Source organism: Methylophaga sp., from assembly GCF_965655755.1.
Taxonomy (GTDB): Bacteria; Pseudomonadota; Gammaproteobacteria; order Nitrosococcales; family Methylophagaceae; genus Methylophaga.
Genome location: NZ_CBFHHW010000003.1, coordinates 34,351 through 49,898, shown reverse-complemented (window position 1 = coordinate 49,898; position 15,548 = coordinate 34,351). Strand labels below are relative to the sequence as shown.

Genomic DNA, 15,548 nt, shown 5'->3' with positions numbered 1-15,548 from the left:
TGAATTATAGCAGATAAACTTGAATCTACCGTCTTCAATGACCTGTTTTTTACATATGAAAAAACAAGGTGCATTGACGACGCACCCTGTTTTTTAGTGACGTATTAAACTTTGAAAAGCGATAACCTATTTTGCAGTCCATTGGCGGCCTCATCCAGATCATTGCCGACACGACTTAACTGCTGAGCACCTTCAGTCGTTTTCTGAACCAGATGCGAAACTTGAGACAGATTATTACTCACTTCTTCGCAAACGGCACTCTGCTGCACCGTTGCTGAGGCTGTTTGCAGCGACATCTCTGTAACCTCTTCAATCGCCTTACTGATTTCAAGTAATGCTGCTTCTGCTGCTTGGGCCAATCTCACTGTCTCAGCGACTTGTTGACCACTTGTCTGCATCGCCTCCGTGACTTCCTGATTACCCTGGTGAAGTGTCTTGAGCTTGTCATGAATATCAATGGTTGCATCCTGGGTTCGACTGGCCAGCGCCCTGACTTCATCTGCAACTACAGCAAACCCGCGCCCTTTTTCTCCTGCCCGCGCCGCTTCGATCGCAGCATTCAAAGCAAGCAGATTAGTCTGCTCAGCTATGCCCTGAATAACGGTCAATACCTCTGCAATACCATCGCTATTTTTCTCCAGTTCCAACATCGCCGATTCAGATTGCCTGACAGAATCACTTACGTGATTAATAGATAGGGCAGTTTGCTTCACCAGGCTGGTACCAGACTCTGTAGAATCATTGGCCTGCTGCACAAATTGGGACGTTCTCTCGGCGTTACCGGCAATCTGCTGTGCAGAGGCCGCCATTTCAGTGACGGCAGACACCATTTCTTCAATCAGCTTTTGCTGTTCCAGCATCTGTGCATTAGTCTCTTCACTGATTCTTCGCCCTTCAGCAGAAAGAGAACTGACATGACTGCCCACTGGAAGTAATTGTTGAACCAGCGAACGTAATTTATCGATAAAGGTGTTGAGCAGTCCCGATAACTTGCCGGTTTCGTCACGGCTGGATACTGTTAATTGGCGCGTCAAATCGCCTTCACCTTCTGCAATTGAAGCGACAAGCTCTGTCATCGCTGACAAGGGTCGCGTGCTGTTTCTGGCAACAAACCAAACGGTGATAACACCTAATATCGCCAACAAAAGTCCTAGTAACGTGGTTGTGGTGATAAAGTGTTTCTGGGCAGTACTCAGAAACTGCTCCTGTTCAGCCACTGTGGCTAGCACCACCTGTTCGGGAACTTCAATATAGGTCACCCAATGACGCTGACTGCCGGGAAGATTAAAAGGCTCAAGGGCGATGAACTGGTCATTGGCATAAATAATTCGCCTTTCACCACTGACTGATGTCTTTGTAATATTTTCCTGTAGTTCATCATCCAATGCAGACAAGTTTTTCCCAATCAGATCTGCCTGATGGCTGTGTCCGGCAACAACACCTCTGGGACTGACCAGCAAAGTTTTACCTTGTCCGTTATACAAGCTCTCAGCCACCGCTTTGATTTTGGACTGCAGAAAGCTGACGGTGATATCGACACCGCTAATACCCGCAAATCGACCATCATGAATGACGGGTGACACCAGGCTGCTAAGTAATACTTCATCGCCATCAATAGGATACAAATAGGGATCAATGACACAGCTCGTGAGGGTATCTTTAGAGCACAAGTAATACTCTCCCGCGCGTACGCCGTTTTCATCCATCGTGCTATCTTCCAGACCCATCAGGGGTTCAACAACAAAACCAGTATCGGTCCTTACTACGTAGGGCAAAAAGCGTCCTGTCTTGTCACTGCCTCGTGATTGCATGGTCAGATAATCACTGCCATCGAATGCATTCGGCTCAAACGCGACATAGGTGCCCAGAAAATCGGGATTATCGGTGAGTGTTTGCTGGAGTATATTCAGCGCCAGTTTCCGTTTACCTGAATCATTGGGCATCTGAATAACGGCAGACATCGCGGAGGCTGTTGCTTGTGCTGTCTGCAGAGCGCGCTCAAGCGGTATCGACAATTGTGCTGAAGTATCGTGTGCCGTCACCGCCAGATAATCTTCTACCTGCTCACGGGTCAAATCGTAACTATGGCTGGACAGAGACTGTTTGATATTGCCGAACTGCCAAACGCCGATAAGCGCAGTGACCAGCACGACACTGAGCAGACTTAGACCTGCCCAGAGACTGAAGCGTTGTTGAATGGATAAGTGCATCCTGTTCTCTCCCAAGGGATAAATATCACTCACCTATTCAGGCCATAATGACCATCATTGGTGAAGACCAGATGCCATATAAAAATCGCCCCAGTTTTCAAAAAACTGAGATTAATCTCTATTTGGCTATACCCCTTGTCCACATGTAAATGCGAGAAATAAATCGACGTATCCGATTCCCAGCATAATCCACGTGGATGCCACGAAAGCCCGCGACAGGTGCAAATTTGCCACAATTATTATCAGATAGCAATCAGTAACAATCAGGTTCATAAAATGACAGCTAGGAAGCCGGCACAATTAATAAAGTCGCATACCGACTTTTGTTATTGTGTCGCCCTGGACATCACTCACAACCCAATGAATCCCGTGCCAATCAACCTGATCTCCGACTACGGGATGCCCCCCGACTCGGCGTGAAATAAATTCATCGAGGGTCAAATGCTCTTGACGACCACTCATCGTCAGACCATAGGCTTTCGCCACATCTTTTAGCAAAGCGTCACCGTTCAGCACGAAAGCACCAAAAAAAGCTTCAACCTTACGAAGCTGCATTTCGCCATTAAACAGCTGGTTCAGCGTTTCCAGATCTTCTTCGCGGCTAATAACACACAATATATCGCCCGATCTCAACTCTGTGCTGCCTTTGGGATGAATCATGGCTCTGCCGCGAAACAGGGCCGAAATCAGCGCCCCGGATGGAAACCGCAACAAACGGATAGGTTGTCCATCTAATGCTGGATTTTCAACCTTATAGACAAACATTTCATAATCCTGATCCGGCAAAATTCCCAGAGCACCGCGTTGTTTTGGGCTGACGGTAGTGGGTACCTGAATGCGCATTAACTTGGCCATAGGAGACAAAGTGCCCCCCTGAATCAGGAGCGATAGCAGCACAACCACAAAGGCCACATTGAAATAGAGCGTTGCATTCTCTACCCCGCCTATCACTGGAAATATCGCCAGCACAATAGGAACAGCACCACGCAAGCCGACCCAGGAAATAAAACCAACTTCCCGCCAGCGGAATTTAAAGAACGGTTTTACCGTCAAAATAACAGCCAATGGACGGGCGATAAAAATCAGTCCCAATGCAATCAATAACGCCGGCAAAGCATATTCCATCAGCTGACTCGGCGAGACTAATAATCCCAGTACCAGAAACAAACCAATCTGACTTAACCATGCCAGCCCGTCATGTACCGGCAGAATATGTTGAATATGTCGTCCGGGCTGATTACCTATCAACAGACCACAAAGATAAATCGCCAGAAAACCACTACCACCAATCACGCTGGCCACACCAAAGGTGGAAAACCCCATTGCCAGAGCAAGTAGGGAATAAAGCGCCGGCGCTAATTCAACCTTGCTGAGTAACTTTGAGGTTAGCCAGCCGCCAGCCAGACCGACCGCGATTCCCAGACCAAATTGCTGGATAAAAAAGACCAGTGAATCTAACGGTGTAGTGAACTCACCAATGAGGACCTCAATCAGTAATAATGTTAGGAAAATCGCCATCGGATCGTTGGTACCTGATTCAATCTCCAGGGTCGCTCCAACCCGTTCATTGATATTAATGCCCTGACCACGCAGCATCGAAAAGACAGCAGCGGCATCGGTTGAACCGACAATAGCACCAATCAGCATGCCTTCCAGCAGGGATAAATCAAACACCCACATGGCAATGACACCCACAATACCACTGGTTAATAAGACACCAAAAGTTGCGAGTGATAGCGCCGGTTTAAATCCAACACGGAATGTTTTCAGACGCGTCCTGAGTCCACCATCCAGCAGGATCATGGCCAAAGCAAGATGACCAACTGTAAAAGCCAGCGAATAATTATCGAACTGAACACCGAGCAGACCATCTTCACCGGCTAACATGCCCAGCGCGAGAAAGATCATCAGAATCGGTAAACCAAACAGGGAAGAGAGGCGACTCGCCAGAATACTGAGCGCTATAAGTAACCCGCTGAGCAGGAATAAAGTGTTAATGGAATCCATATTTCACACAGTTGTAATGTAAGTTCAGATTATCACAGAGGTGGTTTGAGAAACTGAAAATTCCGCATGCCGTGACTCCGACGAAAGCTAAATATCAAAATCCAGTCCCCATAGAAGGCTTCGTTCTATCTTTATGTCATGCTGATTAAATGTTGCTACTGATGTCGATGTTCAATGATCGTTTCAACACAATTACGTCCCTGCTGCTTTGCCAGATACATTGCATCATCTACCCGCTTTAAAAATGACTCGGGGCTTTCATCGGCCACAAACTGCGTTACACCAAAACTGGCCGTAACCGATTTCACCTCTTCAAACGGGTGCTCCGCTATGACTTTTCGCAGTTTTTCAGCCACAACTTTTGCTTCATCGATATCGGCTTCAGGCATTAATACCAAAAATTCTTCGCCTCCCCAGCGACTAGCCATATCAACGTCGCGAATATTGTCACGGACCAGCTCTGCCACTTTAAGCAAAACAGCATCGCCAGCGTTATGACCAAAGTTGTCATTAATTTTCTTAAAATGGTCTAAGTCATACATCAATACTGAGAGCGGTTTGCTATATCGAGAAACTCGATTTATTTCATTATCGAGTTTGGCTTCAAAAGCATGCCGATTGAACAACCCGGTTAGATTATCTATCATCGCCAATCGTAATATTTTTGCCTGGTCCTGCTTTTGCTGGGTGATATCCCGACAGAGACAGAAAATCAGCTTTTCCCCTTTATAGGTAGCGCCGTTATTGCTGAGACCAACCTCAATAACAGTCCCATCCTTACGCCGCTGTTTCGTCTCAAAATAAGCCCCCTTATCATCAACCTCGAGCAGCATTTTTTTGATTTCTTCCTGCTCAAACTGGGTATCCCAATCCCATACCTGCAAGTGCAACATTTCTTCGATGGTATAACCCAGCATATCGGCATAGCGCTTATTGACTTCAACAACATTGCCCGACAGATCAATAACCACCATGCCTTCTGCTGATTGTTCGAACAACACGCGCCATAATTCCAACGCATCGCGCAAACCCAGCTCAAACAGAAATTTTTCTTTGTCACCTCTGGATGATTCGATGATTTGCTGTTTAAGCGATTTGAATAAGCGTTTTTTATTCATAAAATGTCATCATTCAAGATTAACTCATTGAAAGTCAGTCAAACCAAAACTCCCTTTTTCTTCAACCGTGACAAAAGGCAATAAACGACCGATATCGAACCGAGCTTTGAACAAATAATCAAGACTGCCGCGCTGTCCTGATAGCAATTGATTGATTAAGCGGGCGCTTCCGAGCAAATCGGGTGAGGCTTTGATGGTAAAGTCCGCTGTACCATATCCTGGCACTTGCGGTAGATCAGGCTCGGCGCCAGTTAAAACTCGTTGCTGTTCAATTTCTACCGCATAGCTCATCCCTTTCAAAGGTAGCGTATTCCGATTGGGGTTAACCACACGCAGTCCAATCAAGAAAGTGGGTGCAATACCCGTGGACTCAGGAGCCAGAGTAAAAGAGGTGATGCTCACCTGTGGTTTCTCATAGGAAGGCGACCAACTGGCACAGGCGCTCAATAGCAGAAACACAAATAACATCAAAATCTGTTTGGGTGCGCTCATCTTTATACCTCTGATCACATTGATTAAGTCGAGTGTAACCGACCTGCTTTTAAACCGATGATGATTTTTTCTCATATGAATAAAAATGTCATAAAATACTGTCTGACGACGCAAAAAAAACGCTGCACCCTCAATTACGAGGATGCAGCGTTTAATCTAAAATAGAAGGTGTTTAAAAACGCTTTTATTGACCGCGCTGGTCAAGCGCTTCTTCGCTTTCACCCATTTCATGTGCGGGATGTTTGCTACCTTCAGACGCTTTGGCTTCTTCTAGGTTTTGTTTGTATTTTTCACTAACATCCTTTTCTTTCTTATACTCTTCAGATGTTACTGCATCACCCATTTCATGGGCTGGGTGCTCAGAGCCTTTATGCGTATTTTCAGCACCCATTTTATGAGCTGGGTGAGGCATATTCTCAGTATCTTTTGCTTCTCTCAGGTTTTCTTTATATTCATCACTGAGCTGCTCTGTTTTATCAGAGTCAGATAAAGCTGCTTCACCCATTTCATGAGCTGGATGTTCTGAGCCTTTGTGTTCATCGGCGGCCATCGCCGGACTGATTGCAAATAGCATTGTCAGTAAGAGTGTTAAAATTCCTTGTTTTAACATCATTTCCTCCTTTGTTTGATTAAGTCAAACATTGGGTTAAAGACTGATAAAAAAGAATTTTTTTATCAGCTTTATTTACACCATAACGAATACGTTGCGAGAGATCAAATCTGAACAGTTCTGTAATAATGATATGTTTATCAATGCTTTACTGTTTAATACTAGGCTTTATTCAGAATTATCCTGATACAATCCAAGAGATTTCACCTGTTTGAAACTAAAGACTCATTCAAGCCTGTTTCGACTTCAGTTTGAGCTCTCGTTCCATACTGCTATCACCTTCTAAAACACGATTAACACCGTTGATTAAAGCTTTGATTGCCGCTGACGTGATGTTTTTATCCTGACCCACACCAAACAAGGTGTTGTTATCACCCACTTTCACTTCAACATAACTGACTGCTGCGGCATCCGATCCTGAGCTCATACCATGCTCATGGTAATCCGCTACCGTGACCGTCTCACCCAAATGCTCACTGATCGCTTTAGCGGCAGCGTCCAAAGGCCCATTACCCAGTCCGCTCAGTTCGATTCGTTGTGCATTATAGTCAACCACAATCCTGGTCACGACATCGTTGGTTTCCTCATCAATCACATGACTACTCATGTAGTTATAAGGCGCTGCCACATGCAAATAAGATGACTCAAAAAGGCTTACAATATTGCTGCTATTTACCTCTTTGCTGGTTTCATCACTGCGCTTTTGCACAATTTTGCTGAACTCAATCTGTAAACGACGAGGCAATTCAAACCCAGCTGCCTGTTGCAACAAGAAACTTACTCCGCCTTTGCCGGATTGACTGTTCACACGCACCACAGCGTCATAGCTCCGGTTAAGATCGGCAGGATCCAAGGGCAGATAAGGCACTTGCCAGTGAACATCGTCTTTTTGAACCGCGAAGCCTTTTTTAATCGCATCCTGATGTGAGCCTGAGAATGCCGTGAATACTAATTCACCGGCATAAGGATGACGTGGATGTACCGGTAACTGGGTCGTTTCTTCATACATCTGACGAATCTGATCAAGGTTGCTGAAATCCAATTCCGGGTTAATGCCCTGAGAATATAGGTTCAATGCCAACGTTACCAAGTCGACGTTGCCGGTACGTTCACCATTACCAAACAAACAGCCTTCAACCCGATCGGCACCAGCCATGACAGCTAATTCAGCTGCCGCCACTGCAGTGCCGCGATCATTATGCGGGTGAACACTCAATATAATGCTGTCGCGATTATTCAGGTTACGATGCATCCACTCAATCTGATCGGCATAGGTGTTGGGAGTCGACATCTCCACCGTTGCCGGCAGGTTAAGAATCATTTTATTGTCTGGCGTCGGCTGCCACACAGCGGAAACCGCATCACAGACTTCTTTTGCAAACGCCACTTCCGTGCTGGAAAAGACTTCCGGTGAATACTGATAGACCCACTCAGTGTCCGGCTGCTGTTGCGTCATCTGTTTAACCCAACGCGTGCCACGCTCGGCAATTTGCTTGACGCCAGCTTTATCGGTTTTATAAACAACTTCACGAAAAGTCGGCGATATCGGGTTGTACATATGCAAAATAACCCGACGTGCACCTTTCAGTGACGCTACCGTACGCGAGATTAAATCTTCACGTGCCTGGGTCAACACTTCAATGGTGACGTCCTCCGGAATACGGTCCTCTTCGATCAGACGGCGTACCACGTTGAAATCAGTCTCTGAGGCAGAAGGAAAACCGACCTCAATTTCCTTGAAACCAATTTTTACCAGTTCATCAAAATACCGCAGCTTGGTTTCAACCGACATAGGATCAATCAGTGCCTGATTACCATCACGCAAGTCAGTGCTCATCCAGATTGGTGCTCTTTCCATTACGGCATTCGGCCACTGGCGATCCGCTAACTGAATGGGCTCAAAACGACGATACTTCTGAGCGGGATTGGTAATCATGGTTGACTCCTGATTGTCATTATTAAATTATTTGCTAAAAACCATTCGCGAGCTACTGACATCTCCGGTCGGGTTAACCAGAGGGCTACGAAAATCGACCATCACTTGTGGTGATGTGGGAGCTTCGTGCCAGCGAGAGCTTGTGACTCATTCGCCGCCGGTTTCAGGCATGGAGAATAGTATAAAGATGTTGCAGCAGAATTAAATTGCCAAAATTTCAGAAATATACGAATATAAGGCATATAATTGCTTATATTTAATTAATTTCAGCATTAAATACCGCAATGTAAAGTAGGAGTAAAATTTAATGACAGAAAAACTGGATCGCTATGACCAGATGATTCTGGACACACTGCAAAAACAGGGTCGGATTACCAATCAGGAATTAGCTGAAGCCATCAAGCTCTCTCCTTCTCCTTGTTTACGTCGAGTCAGGCAAATGGAAGAAGAAGGCTTGATTGATGGTTATGTCGCCTTATTGAATGCAAAAAAGCTCGGCCTGACCTTGATGGCCTTTATCGGTATCAGCATGGATAAACACACACCTGAGCGATTTGAGGCCTTGGAGTCAACCTTGGCGAGCTATCCGGAAGTGTTGGAGTGTCATTTGATTACCGGGCAATCCGCCGATTACCTGCTAAAAGTCATTGTTAGAGACATGGATGCCTATCAGCAGTTTTTGCTGAATAAACTCACCCGGATTGAGGGTGTCACCGGCGTTCATACATCCTTTGTGATGAAGTCTCCGATCAATAGCACTGCCTTACCGGTCAATTAAACAGATGACCTGTCACGGTGCTTATTTCTTTGCACCTGCCACAGACCACTGACGAATAACAACAATGCAATCCAGACCAGAATAAAGGTGATTAAACGTTCTTCGGGGAAATGCTCATTCAGTACAAACACCCCGATTAAAAACTGAATGGTCGGATTGATGTACATAATGAATCCAACTATCGACAGGTTGATGCGTCGGGTAGCCATGGCAAACAAAACCAATGGCAAAGCAGTCAGAAAACCAGAGCAGATCAGTAAAATTGTGGTTTCGTCGTTTAAGCCAAACCCCATCTGACTATCAGCTGTCGCAAACTGCCAGATCACAAAGCCAACCGCAAAGGGTAATAACCAGAGGGTTTCAATGGTCAGTCCATTAAGTCCGTCTATAGGATGAATTTTTCGTACTAGCCCATAAAAGGCAAACGCAAATGCTAATACGACACCGACCCAGGGTAAGGTACCGAAGCTCCATAATTCCCAGGCAATCGCAATAAAAGCCAACACACCGGCCCAGGCCTGTAGTGGATGCAGTGGTTCTTTGAGTAACAATCGTCCCATCAAAAGACTCACCACCGGCATGATGAAATAACCGAGACTGGCTTCAAGTACCCGGTGCTGGCCCACAGCCCAGATATAGACAAGCCAGTTAACGGCAATCAGCAAAGATGAAATTCCCAGCCAGATTAAAGTAGTCTTATCCTGTAATGCTTTCGCTAATAATCGACCGCGTTGCAGAATAAGGCCTAAGGTCAGCGTCGCAACTAAAGACCAGATTATCCGGTGTGACAAAACCTCTACCGGCGAAACATGATTCAGGTAGCTAAAAAAGAGTGGGAATAGCCCCCAGATGGAATACGCCAGAACGGCGAGCGCTAGACCTTGCATAACGTTCCTGATGGATTAATTCTCTATGATATCAATTTTTCTCTAGGATTCACTGACAAAACCATCCCAGCCGAAATGCTTTAAGTTAATTTTGTCATTACTTAAAGTCACAGCTTCACCCTGCAAACGCGTTTGTTGGCGGTGGTAAGCATCGGAACCGATTGGAAAAGAAATTTTGCCTTTTGCATTTACAACCCGATGCCACGGGATCAAGCTATTTTGCGGTAATTGTTTTAAAACTGCTCCGACATACCGGGCATGTCGCGGATGACCACACTGTCTGGCAATCTGCCCGTAGGTTGCTACTTTTCCTTTGGGTATAGCAGCCACACTCTGCCAAATCATTTGTTTGAGTTCATTCGATACCATTGCTCATATTACCTGGCACACGGCAAAAAATAATCCGCATGGTTGTGAAAATTAAGATCTATCGACACATGTTCAAACTGATGAGATATTGCATGATAATAATGAAACAACATAGGACAATGATTACATGACGAAATCTTTATCCCTCAGTGTTGGTCAGCATAGCAGTGCCGGCCGCAAACCTATTAATCAAGATCGTTATGGATTATTTGTCCCCCCCGAGCCGGAACTCACCACCAAAGGCATCATTGTTGCGTTAGCTGACGGTATCAGCAGTAGTGACGTCAGTCAGGAGGCTAGCGCGACGTCGGTGAACAGTTTTATCGAAGACTACTACGCTACGCCGGACTCATGGTCGGCACAAACGTCTGGAAAAAGAGTTTTACAGTCAATTAATTCTTGGCTGTATGGCCAGTCTCGTAACAGCGAATTTCGTTATGAAGTTGATCAGGGCTATATCTGCACCTTCAGCGGCCTGGTATTTAAAGCCAATAAAGCGTATCTGTTTCATGTAGGTGACAGTCGCATTTTCCGACTCACAGATGGGCGGCTAAAACAACTTTCTATCGATCATGTGAAGGCGAATGATGAGCAAGGCAGCTATCTAACCAGAGCCATGGGGTTGGAACAACAGTTTCGCTGTGACAGCAAAGTGTTTGATGCCGATCAAGGTGATATATTTATTCTCGCTACCGATGGTGTCTATGACTTTATCAGCGAAAAACACATCATTAATACTATCGAAGCCTATACAGATGATTTACAGAAAGCCTCCGAAGTACTGATAGAGCAAGCTTTAGAAGCAGGCAGTGATGACAACCTTACTTTGCAAATTGTGCGGGTAGAGAGCATACCAGCATTAGGTATGCCGATGGTGAAAGAGCAGGTCAGTCAGCTACCCGCGCCCCCATTGCTGGCGCCCAAGATGCTGTTTGATGGCTTTGAAATTATCCGCGAATTGTATGTCAGTAGTCGCAGCCACGTTTTTCTGGCCAAGGATCTCGACAGTCAGCAACAGGTTGTTCTGAAAGTCTTATCCACCGATTTAGAAAATGATCAGGAAGCTATCGAACGTTTCCTGATGGAAGAGTGGATCACCCGTCGCCTTGATAACGTACATTGCCTTAAAGCGATTGAGACGAAACGGCAACGCAACTTTCTCTATAGTGTGACCGAGTATATTGAAGGCCAGACATTAACACAGTGGATGCATGATAATTCGCAGCCTAGCATGGACGAGGTGAGACGAATTATTGAACAGATAGGCAAAGGTCTGCAGGCAATGCACCGCCGGGAGATGCTCCATCAGGATATTCGTCCTGAGAATATTATGATTGACTCATCCGGCACGGTGAAAATCATCGATTTTGGCTCCACCCGAGTGGCCGGTGTGGCTGAACTCGGCACTGAAACAGAACTGATTCTAGGTACGGCGCAATTTACTGCACCCGAATATTTTCTGGGTTATGAAGGCACGGCACAATCCGATATTTTCTCCCTTGGTGTGCTTACATATCATCTGCTGACCCATGAGTTGCCTTATGGAACTGCTATTTCAAAATCTTATAGTGTTGCAGCCCAGCGAAAGCTGACATACAAATCCGTTATTCAGGAAGATCGCAAAATTCCATTTTGGGTCGATGACACCATTAGAAAAGCCGTCAATATTCAGCCACACAAACGTTATCAGGAGGTAGCTGAGTTTGTGTATGACCTGAGCAATCCCAATAAAATATTCCTTAATAAAGCTAAACCACCATTGATAGAGCGAGATCCAGTGTTATTCTGGAAATGTATTTCGGTGGGATTATTGATGATTCTGGCCTATCAGAATATCACTGATTTTCTTTAAACTGACTGAGCGTCATATACGTTACATGACCAGAATAACTCAGGATGATTTTGACCAGGGTGATGCATCATTGAACGTTGAAAGATATAACTTTTCGACCTTTTCTCGTGCCCACGGCGTTTTGCGTAAAAACTTCAAGCTTGATTTAACCGAAGGGTCACTTTTAAAACAGTTGATATTGATTCTGTCTGCTAGACCCGACCAGTCATAATGTTCGACCAGATCTGTTACAACTTTTTCAAGCGTGATGCCATGTAATGGATTATTGGGTTGTTGCGTTTTCATCTATTGATAACATCGACTCTTAAAGAAAAGATATTCAGCTGATAACATCGACTCTTAAAGAAAAGATATTCAGCGTGAACAAACACATCATCGCTTAAATCGAAACCTAACATCAACAGATTTTTCAGAAGAAACACGCATACGTATTACGTATTCAGAGACCGGATTGCAATCCAACTTATTTGAAGGGTTTGATTCACATGGAAGGCAATTAATACCAATGGATAAAATACCCTCTAGAAGTATCACCATTTGTTATATAGCATTTTGGGAAGCGTCCAGCGCTGTCTGATTTGCAATCATTCTGAATATTATCGGAATGTTGGCAATACCAGAGGGTAGGCTTCAGTGATTACGCGCATTTTTACTCTCTGAAAGCGTCCATCACAAAAAAAGTATCTTCACAGGCGATTTTATTTAAACAACGCTTTTGGTACCTGATACCACGATAAATCCAGATTAAGCCGGTGGGGTATTAAGTTGGTTCTGATAAGGAAGACGTGTTAAGAAGACCAGCCAAGTTATCGTTGCTTAAGATAATTTTAAAAAAGGACTTGTCTACCACCAGCATTGGCGTCGGCATAAAGATCAGCCAAGCAATTCATTGGAGATGGATTTATAATCTTAACACTATTTTTTTGCTTGTGAAGCAGCCCGTTTCATTCCTTATGACTGGCGAAGAAAATCTCCTTTACAGCACTTTGCAGCCGGATATTTCTGGATCATAATCGAACTCAGGTAATTCCTAATCCACAAGAGGACTTCTTGCAGATGATCAAAAGACCCGCCCTCGGCAAACGCCTTTTTATTCTCGACACCAATGTGCTGATGCACGACCCCACCGCCCTCTTCCGCTTTGATGAACATGACATCTATTTACCCATGGTGGTGCTGGAAGAGTTGGACCGTGGCAAAAAAGGTTTGTCAGAAGTCTCCCGTAACGTTCGCCAGGTGAGTCGATTTCTGGATGAAATGTTACTCATTGCTGAAGATAATGATGCCATCACCAGTGGTATTCCTTTACCAAGTGTGAACAATGGTGAAATGCCCTCTGCGACCGGACGTCTGTTTTTTCAAACCACACAGATGCAGAGTGAACTACCCAAAGAGTTACCAAGCTATCAGGGCGACAATGCCATCCTGAGCGTGGCGATTGCATTGCAAAAAACCGTTACCGACAGCACTATCATTCTGGTATCTAAAGACATCAATCTTCGCATTAAAGCGACTGTTTTGGGTATCTGCGCTGAAGATTATTACAACGATAAAGTACTGGATGATGTCGATCTTCTCTATCGAGGTTCCTCCGAACTCACAGCCGATTTCTGGGATGATCTGAATCGCCTGGAATCATGGACAGCTGATGGACAGACTTTCTATGAAGTTGAGGGTGAGATCGTCAAAGACTGGTACCCCAATCAGCTCATCTACTCACCCGGTGAAGATCACACTATCGAAGCAGTCGTTCGTTCTGTCACAGAAACAAGTTCTGATATTCAGTTAGTGACCGATTACCGGAAAGAAAGTCATGCTGTATGGGGCATTACAGCCCGAAATCGTGAACAAAACTTTGCTCTAAACCTGTTGATGGACCCAGAAGTTGACTTCGTTACCCTGCTGGGTCAGGCAGGTACCGGTAAAACGCTTCTTACACTAGCCGCTGCATTAACTCAGACGATTGAACATAAACGATACAGCGAAATCATCATGACACGTGTAACGGTGCCTGTAGGTGAAGATATCGGCTTTCTGCCCGGAACGGAAGAGGAAAAAATGACGCCCTGGATGGGCGCATTAATGGATAACCTTGAAGTACTGAACAAAACTGAGGGGGGAGAATGGGGTCGTCAGGCGACCAATGATCTTTTGCAACGATGGATCAAAATTCGCTCTCTTAATTTTATGCGCGGGCGTACTTTCTTGAACCGTTTTTTGATTATTGATGAAGCGCAAAACCTGACCTCGAAACAGATGAAAACCTTGATAACCCGAGCCGGTCCGGGGACCAAGATCATCTGTCTCGGTAATATTGCTCAGATTGATACGCCCTATCTGAGTGAGACGACTTCTGGTCTGACTTACGTTGTCGATCACTTTAAATTCTGGCAGCACAGTGGTCACATTACCTTATTACGTGGTGAACGCTCGCGCCTGGCTGATTATGCTTCTGAGCATCTATAACCTTTTGAAGACACATTATTTATAGCCTGATATCAGGCTGAAGCATCATAATTAGGGAGGTATTTTTAACCAATGCTTTTATGAAACAATTTGCGGGGCTGGCAAAGCAATCAGAACATGATATAAAGGAAGATGGTCAGTAGCTAAGATGGTCTGCTAACCACAATTATAATTATTAATAGTATCGGATGAAAAAGATGCAATACGCTGGTTCAGACAGGCGAGAATTTTTTCGTATCAACGACACAGTCGTTGTCGATTTTAGAACGGTTAAAAAAGAAAACCTCAGTGCTATTGCTCACCGGATTGCACAATCAACAGATGATGATGATGATAATGAAAAAGCGCAATTAAGGGCGATTCAAACTGCCTTCACTCATATTCTCGATCAAATTAATCATCAGGATCGTGAAATTGCACGTGCCCTACGGATGCTTGATGAAAAAATCAATCTCGTTGCGCAAAGCGTCCAGCGCCATTACAACCCGGTTTCAGATGATGATTTAACTGAAGCCAACCTGAGTGGTGGAGGCATCGCCTTTATGGTCTCCGAGCCAATAGAGGTTAAAGACAACGTTGAACTCTATATGCAGCTATTACCCACTGCCAATACAGTTCATGCACTGGCTTCCGTCATTTCCTGCGAGAAGATCCTATCGGCCCCGACAGATAGACCATACCATCTGCGCATGGTGTTCACCCATATGGATGATCAGGATCGTAACTTACTGGTAAAACACACATTGAACCGTCAAGCCGAAATGCTACGGGGTGGCATCTCCAGCGACGCCATGAGTCTGCGCGAATTTTAAAAATTCATCCG

Annotated in this window: 13 protein-coding genes; 4 read left to right on the top strand and 9 right to left on the bottom strand. The window is 45.0% G+C overall.

The genetic code is table 11. The features are described 5' to 3' along the window. Window positions 1-104: 104 nt before the first annotated feature. The 6 genes from ACTF5U_RS01915 to leuA form a co-directional block, all read right to left on the bottom strand. Window positions 105-2,210: a methyl-accepting chemotaxis protein gene (locus tag ACTF5U_RS01915; RefSeq protein WP_438969943.1), complete on the bottom strand. Its 2,106-nt coding sequence runs from the start codon at window positions 2,208-2,210 to the stop codon at window positions 105-107. A gap of 300 nt (window positions 2,211-2,510) precedes the next feature. Beyond that, window positions 2,511-4,217: a potassium/proton antiporter gene (locus ACTF5U_RS01910; protein ID WP_438969942.1), complete on the bottom strand. Its 1,707-nt coding sequence runs from the start codon at window positions 4,215-4,217 to the stop codon at window positions 2,511-2,513. Between the two features lie 155 nt (window positions 4,218-4,372). Continuing rightward, the gene (locus ACTF5U_RS01905) at window positions 4,373-5,335 is read right to left on the bottom strand and encodes a sensor domain-containing diguanylate cyclase (protein WP_438969941.1); all 963 of its coding nucleotides are present in this window, start codon (window positions 5,333-5,335) and stop codon (window positions 4,373-4,375) included. A 24-nt stretch (window positions 5,336-5,359) separates the two neighbouring features. Further along, entirely contained in the window at window positions 5,360-5,827 is a 468-nt protein-coding gene (locus ACTF5U_RS01900) for an LEA type 2 family protein (RefSeq protein WP_438969940.1), read from the bottom strand. 184 nt (window positions 5,828-6,011) lie between these two features. Next, window positions 6,012-6,437 (bottom strand): hypothetical protein, encoded by a 426-nt coding sequence (locus ACTF5U_RS01895; protein WP_438969939.1) that lies wholly within the window; start codon window positions 6,435-6,437, stop codon window positions 6,012-6,014. A 229-nt stretch (window positions 6,438-6,666) separates the two neighbouring features. Then, window positions 6,667-8,373, bottom strand: a complete 1,707-nt coding sequence (gene leuA / locus ACTF5U_RS01890) for a 2-isopropylmalate synthase (RefSeq protein WP_438969938.1) — start codon at window positions 8,371-8,373, stop codon at window positions 6,667-6,669. A 307-nt stretch (window positions 8,374-8,680) separates the two neighbouring features. Here leuA and ACTF5U_RS01885 point away from each other — a divergent pair, with 307 nt between their 5' ends. Further along, window positions 8,681-9,151: an Lrp/AsnC family transcriptional regulator gene (locus ACTF5U_RS01885; RefSeq protein WP_438969937.1), complete on the top strand. Its 471-nt coding sequence runs from the start codon at window positions 8,681-8,683 to the stop codon at window positions 9,149-9,151. Here the strand turns inward: ACTF5U_RS01885 and rarD are convergent. After that, on the bottom strand, window positions 9,148-10,038 hold the full coding sequence (gene rarD, locus ACTF5U_RS01880) for an EamA family transporter RarD (protein ID WP_438969936.1): 891 nt from the start codon (window positions 10,036-10,038) through the stop codon (window positions 9,148-9,150). The genes ACTF5U_RS01885 and rarD overlap by 4 nt on opposite strands. Window positions 10,039-10,080: 42 nt before the next feature. Further along, complete coding sequence (locus ACTF5U_RS01875) at window positions 10,081-10,407, bottom strand: MGMT family protein (RefSeq protein WP_438969935.1); 327 nt, start codon at window positions 10,405-10,407, stop codon at window positions 10,081-10,083. Between the two features lie 127 nt (window positions 10,408-10,534). Here ACTF5U_RS01875 and ACTF5U_RS01870 point away from each other — a divergent pair, with 127 nt between their 5' ends. Then, on the top strand, window positions 10,535-12,259 hold the full coding sequence (locus ACTF5U_RS01870) for a protein kinase domain-containing protein (protein ID WP_438969934.1): 1,725 nt from the start codon (window positions 10,535-10,537) through the stop codon (window positions 12,257-12,259). Between the two features lie 39 nt (window positions 12,260-12,298). Here the strand turns inward: ACTF5U_RS01870 and ACTF5U_RS01865 are convergent, their stop codons facing one another. Continuing rightward, window positions 12,299-12,544, bottom strand: a complete 246-nt coding sequence (locus ACTF5U_RS01865; RefSeq protein WP_438969933.1) for a VF530 family DNA-binding protein — start codon at window positions 12,542-12,544, stop codon at window positions 12,299-12,301. A gap of 771 nt (window positions 12,545-13,315) precedes the next feature. Here ACTF5U_RS01865 and ACTF5U_RS01860 point away from each other — a divergent pair. Next, on the top strand, window positions 13,316-14,725 hold the full coding sequence (locus ACTF5U_RS01860; RefSeq protein ID WP_438969932.1) for a PhoH family protein: 1,410 nt from the start codon (window positions 13,316-13,318) through the stop codon (window positions 14,723-14,725). A 197-nt stretch (window positions 14,726-14,922) separates the two neighbouring features. Then, window positions 14,923-15,537 carry a PilZ domain-containing protein gene (locus ACTF5U_RS01855; RefSeq protein ID WP_438969931.1) on the top strand — a complete coding sequence of 205 codons (615 nt, stop codon included), beginning with the start codon at window positions 14,923-14,925 and terminating at the stop codon, window positions 15,535-15,537. The last annotated feature ends 11 nt before the right edge of the window (window positions 15,538-15,548 follow it).